This window comes from Actinomycetota bacterium (assembly GCA_036280995.1).
GTDB lineage: Bacteria > Actinomycetota > CALGFH01 > CALGFH01 > CALGFH01 > CALGFH01.
Genome location: DASUPQ010000569.1, coordinates 1 through 4,567 on the forward strand (window position 1 = coordinate 1; position 4,567 = coordinate 4,567).

The window sequence follows — 4,567 nt, forward strand, 5'->3', positions numbered from 1 at the left end:
TCACCGTGGATCGCGCCGACGGCGGCCAAGGCCTGGAGCGTTCGCTGCTCGTTTCGGGGCCACATCGGGCCACACTCGGGCCACGAACGACCGGACCGCAGCGGACAGCAACGGTCATCACCGGCCTGCCATCTACCCAGCTCAGCCGCCAGACTCCCCATCAACCGCAGGTCGCCGCGACCCGACCGCGATCTCTGACACGGAAGAGGACGCAGGCTCATCAAGCCGCCGGGAGACTGTTAGGTTGGGATGGAGTCGAAGCGCATTGAGATTGCCTTGCGGGCTTCGGGATCACGGAGGCTGCCCGGGGGCATTTGGCTCAGCTCCACGAACATGGCCTCCGTCCCGCCCGGAACCCACATGGTCAGCAGCCGTCCGCCGCCGGGCGCGGCGCGCAGCTCATGGCGCGTGCCTGTGGCACACGGATGAACGAACCGGGTCCGGCCTCCAGGTCCTCAACGCCCAGGGTGAAGGTAAAGGCGCCATCCAGCACATAGAAGGACTCCTCGGTGCGCTGATGCACGTGGGGCACGGTCCATGGTCCCTCCCCGCCGGAGAACTCGCCCACGGCGAAGGCGCCGTTGGTCTGCTCGGCAACGGTCAGCAGCCGCAGCCTGATCGTCCCGAGGTCGAGGACGTCGCCGCTCGATGTGTCGGTGGTGGTGGGGTGGGTCATCGCTGGCCTCCTGGGGCGCCGCGACCGGTGAACCTCCCAAACATCCGCCCGGCGCAGCCTCCCTGGCAATCCCAAAATCTGAACTTGCCGCCCGCCGGCCAGGGCAGGACACTGCCGGCATGCGCACCTATGGGCAGTACTGCCCGATCGCCCGAACCTCGGAGCTGCTGGCCGAGCGGTGGACGCCGATCATCATCCGCAACCTGCTGACCGGCTGCCGCACCTTCGGGGAACTGCTGGCGGGAGCCCCCGGGATCAGCAAGGCGCTGCTTGCCCAGCGACTGGAGCTGCTGGAGAACCACGGCATCCTCACCAGGCAACCCAGCCCCTCCGGCCGTGGCGGCCGCTACTCGCTGACCGACAAGGGGCGGGAGCTGAAGGCGGTCACCGACGCCATGGGCGCCTGGGGCGCCCGCTGGCTGGAGCTGGAGCCCCAGCACATCGACGCCACCTACGTGCTGTGGGCGACCTGCAAGCTGGTCGACCCCGACAAGGTCCCCAGCAACGGACTGGTCGCGCGCATCGAGCTTGCCGACCGGCCCACCGAGCGCTTCTGGATGCTGCTGGGCCGGTCCCATGCGGAGGTGTGCTCGACCTATCCGGGTCGCGTCGAGGACCTGATCGTTCGGACCGACAGCCAGACCTTGGCCCATTGGCACCTGCGCCACCTCACCTATGAGGAGGCGGCGCGGTCGGGACGGATGCGGATCGAAGGGCGCCCGGTAATCGACATGGGCGATGTGGCCGTCGCGGATCTCGATGCGGTCGATGACGGCGTTGTTGAACAGCTTGCGGGTTCGTGGGTCGGCGTGACGGTAGGCGGCGCCACAGTTGGTGGCGAACCTGCTAGCGGTCTCCAGGATGGCCCGCCATTCGCCCAGGTTTGCTGCGAGGGAGCGACGGCGGGCTTCAAGGGTGGTGGTCCGCTGGCAGACTTTGGTCTGTTCTTGGCGGAGCAGGCTCAGGTTGATGGCGTCGGCGTAGTAGGCCGCCAGTAGCTTGCGGCGCTCACCCTCCAGGCCCATCAGTTCACGGTCAAGCTGCCGATGTTCCTGGGCGGCCCGGCCCTGACGGGCAGCGATCTCAGCCTTGAGGGCGGCGTGGAGTTCGGTGAGCCAGTGGTGGGGGAGTTGGATCCGCTGGTAGAGCTGTTCGACCTGGTCTTCCAGCCGGTCGGCGGGGATGTGGGGTTCGCGGCAGCCGCCACGGCCGGCGGGTCGGGGCCGAGACAGTAGAAGTAGGGGTGGCGGCGGCCGTTGTTGCCAGTGGCGACCAGATAGGAGTAGCGGCGGCTGCAGACCGCGCAGTGCAGTACCCCTTTGAGGTAGTGGTGATGCTTGCGTTCGCGGGTGCCGCGGGCCGAGCGGGCGGCCAGGAGGTCCTGGACCTGCTGGAACAGCTCAGGGCTGACCAGCGGCTGGTGTTGGCCTTGGACCAGGACGCCGTTCCAGTCGATCAGCCCCATGTAGGTCTTGTTGGCCAGCAGCTTGGCGACGCCGCCGAGGCTGAGCGGCTTGGGTGGGTAGTCGCGGCGGCCACGGTTACACAGCCCACGGGCGGCCAGCTCGGCGGTGAGCCGCTCCAGGGTCCAGTCGCCTGCGGCGTACAGCTGGAAGGCGGCGCGTATGTGGTGGGCGCGGTCGGGGTCGGGTTCGATGCAGGCGACCAGCCGCCCGCCGACGGGTCGGCGGACGTTGCGGTAGCCCAGGGGGGCCTGGTGGGGCCAGCCGCCCTGCTTGGCTTTTTGGGTCATGCCTTTGCGGATCTCGGCGGCTAGGTTGGCCGAGTAGAACTCGGCCATCAACGCGTGGATGCCCTCGGTGAGGCGCCCTTGGGGGCTGTCATCCAGTGGCTCGACCACGCTGACCAGCTCGACCCCGAGGCGGCGGAGCAGGGCCCTGACGGTGACGTGGTCTTCGAGGTTGCGGGCGAACCGGTCGACCTTGTGGACGATCACGACTTGGACGTCGCGGTCGCGTTGGATCCGGCCCAGCATGGCTTGGAACTCGGGCCGGTCGGCGGTGCGGGCGCTCTCGCCCCGCTCGATGTACTCCCCAACGATGGTGATGGCGTGGTCGGCGGCGTAGCGGGCGCAGGCCTCGCGTTGGGCGGGCAGCGACAGGCCGTCTTCGTCAAAGCCCTTGTCGACTTGGCGGCGTGAGGAGACCCGCAGGTAGTTCAGCCCCGGTCGCATCCGTCCTCGTTCTTGTGGTCGCGCTGGCCTGGTGGATGCAAGCTCCATCGGGCCGATCCAGCAACCCCCGACCGCCCCGCCACCGGCGGACAGCCGGCCGGTTGGCCGTGGATGGCCAGGGCGGCGGCGACCAGGGCCCGGGCCAGGGCGCTGAGGTCGATGGCGCACACCTGGCTGGGCGGGGTCGGCAGCTCAGCTCGGCTCGGGTCGCTTGCGCTGTGCTGGCGACTGTCATTGGCGTCGGTGGGCTCCACATCCAGCCAACCAGGCTCCCCAGCCCACCGAGGGGACACCGCGTAGGTTCGCCATGGACCGATAGCGGTGATAGGCATCAGCCCGAAGGCGGAACCATGGACACCAGTCGCCGACCTGATGGGCCGATTGACAGCCGCGCTGACCGGCAGCTTCGCCAGCCGCAGGGCCTGCAACTCATGAAATGGATACTGAGTTGGATATAGAGTCGGCCGCTGAGATGGTTACCGAGCCCGCGCGCCATCATCGACACCGCTGACGCGTCGCGATCAGCAGGATGCACCTCTGCGGGCGCTCCGGGGCCTGGCGGGTCCAGGGATCGCCGATCGAGGGCGGCGGCGCCCGCCCGCTTGGCGGCTTGGTGCATCAGGCGGGCGTCGCCGCGGGGCATCCGGAGCCGACCGATCGGGGGCTCGGTGCGGTGTCAGACACCCAGCCAGGTCCTACCTCTGCCTTCGCAAAGCCGTCAATACCGTCGTGCCCGCACAGGCCGTCCAGTCGGACCAGTAGCTGGAGGAACAGATGCCCGGCATCCGGCTACGGCCAGACACGCACCCGATCCGGAAGCCTCAAGTCCCCTCGATGATGTCCGTATCGACTGGGAGAAGCCACCGCAAGGACGTCGTCAGTGAGTACGGCGGTGAGCCGGTGTGGCACGACTTCCCCGAAGAGGCGCCGAGATGGCTGCGCGAGGGGTTTCCTCCGACAAGGATCCTGACGGGGCACGCCCATCAGGGCGGTCCTCGCGGCCAAACAAGCACGCGGCCGCACAGGTGAACCAGTACATCTGGGCGCGATGCCGACTCGAGCTCGGCCGTAGTCAGTTCCTGAGCTTCAACCCACCGGTATGCCGGGATTGCTCGTAAGTCCGCCAGGCGAAGTTGGGCCGGGAAGGCATAGCCGAGCAGCTGTCCCATGCCGCTGGCGGTCGCAGAACCCTGTGACAGGGCTAGTGGTGCGAGGTTGATTGTGGACACGGGTTCTGAACGCCTTTGGGACATGAAGGCGAGGGGTCAGGGCGGCTACCCGAGAAACGACCGAATCTGCGACGTCCACGGCAGCTGTTTAGGAGATAACTGCCAATCTTCCGCTCAGACCGCTCCAGTAGGGTCTAGCCAGGTCAGGTTGGGAAGGCATTCCGTTGAGTGCGGTCTGGTTGGCTGCAGTACGGCCTGGTGGAATGACCAGCAGAATGACCACCAGAGCAAGCAACGACGGCACAGGTGCGCTACGGCGGCGCCCCGGTCCAACTGCACGCCGACGAGGCGTACGACATCGCCGGCCGCCCGCGATGCGCCACCGAGGAATCGTTCCCACGAACAGGCGACAACCGGCTCACGGACCGGTCCGCGGTTGGCCACGTGAACAGCCGACTGTGGGTCTCACGCGGGACTGGTGGTTAGTCGAAGGCCAAGCTGCCCACGAGACCACCTCCGTGCGAGTAA

3 protein-coding genes are annotated in these 4,567 nt (G+C 67.9%); 1 reads left to right on the plus strand and 2 read right to left on the minus strand.

All coding sequences use genetic code 11. The features are described 5' to 3' along the window. Window positions 1-364 precede the first annotated feature (364 nt). Entirely contained in the window at window positions 365-676 is a 312-nt protein-coding gene (locus VF468_19140) for a cupin domain-containing protein (GenBank protein ID HEX5880407.1), read from the minus strand. Window positions 677-795: 119 nt separating this feature from the next. Here VF468_19140 and VF468_19145 point away from each other — a divergent pair, with 119 nt between their 5' ends. Then, window positions 796-1,674, plus strand: coding sequence for a helix-turn-helix domain-containing protein (locus tag VF468_19145; GenBank protein HEX5880408.1), 879 nt, complete (start codon window positions 796-798; stop codon window positions 1,672-1,674). A 26-nt stretch (window positions 1,675-1,700) separates the two neighbouring features. Here VF468_19145 and VF468_19150 read toward each other — a convergent pair whose 3' ends face one another. Then, window positions 1,701-2,870, minus strand: coding sequence for a recombinase family protein (locus VF468_19150; GenBank protein ID HEX5880409.1), 1,170 nt, complete (start codon window positions 2,868-2,870; stop codon window positions 1,701-1,703). Window positions 2,871-4,567 lie beyond the last annotated feature (1,697 nt).